Source organism: Actinoalloteichus spitiensis RMV-1378, assembly GCF_000239155.1.
GTDB lineage: Bacteria > Actinomycetota > Actinomycetes > Mycobacteriales > Pseudonocardiaceae > Actinoalloteichus_B > Actinoalloteichus_B spitiensis.
In genome coordinates this window covers 1-791 of the sequence record NZ_AGVX02000514.1, presented here as the reverse complement: position 1 = coordinate 791, position 791 = coordinate 1, and the positions used below count along the sequence as shown (strand labels likewise).

The following is a 791-nucleotide window of genomic DNA, read 5'->3' as shown; positions in this document are numbered from 1 at the left end:
GCCGCGCCACCGCCCGGGACGGCGAACCGCGCCCCCCGGGCCGGCCCGCCCACACCGCGCGGACGGCCGTCCCGCTGCGGGTCCGGTCGCTGACCGTCCGCTTCGCCGGACTGGTCGCCCTGGACGACGTCGACCTGACCGTGGAACCCGGCAGCCTGCACGCCGTCATCGGCCCCAACGGCGCCGGCAAGTCCACCTTCTTCAACGTCCTCTCCGGAGTGTGCCGCGCGGCGGCCGGCAGCGCCGTCCTCGGTGACCACGACCTCACCCGCACCCCGCCGCACCGGATCGCGGCACTCGGCGTGGCCCGCACCTTCCAGAACGTCGTCCTCGCCCGGGGCACCGTCTCCGACAACCTGATGCTCGGCCGGCACGTCCTCACCGGAGCCGGCCTGCTGGCCTCCGCGCTGCGGCTGCCCGGCGCGGTCCGGGAGGAACGGGCCCACCGCGCCCGGGTGCGGGAGGTCGCCGAGCTCGTCGGCCTCGGTGACCTCACCGACGCCCCCGTGGACCTGCTGTCCTACGGGGACCGCAAACGCGTCGAACTCGCCAGGGCGCTGTGCATGGAACCCCGGCTGCTGCTGCTCGACGAGCCGGTGGCCGGGATGAACGGCGCCGAGCGGCGGCGCATGGTCGACCTCATCTCCCGGGTCCGCAGCGAACTGGCCCCGTCCATCCTGCTCGTCGAACACGACATGCCGCTGGTCATGGGCCTGGCCGACGAGGTCACCGTCCTCGACTTCGGCAGCCGCGTCGCCACCGGGCCCCCCGAGCGGGTGCGCGGCGACCCC

1 protein-coding gene is annotated in these 791 nt (G+C 75.5%); it reads left to right on the top strand.

Annotated elements, in window-relative coordinates:
- On the top strand, positions 1 to 791 hold a 791-nt coding region (locus ACTIDRAF_RS30130; RefSeq protein WP_016700623.1), incomplete at both ends, for an ABC transporter ATP-binding protein.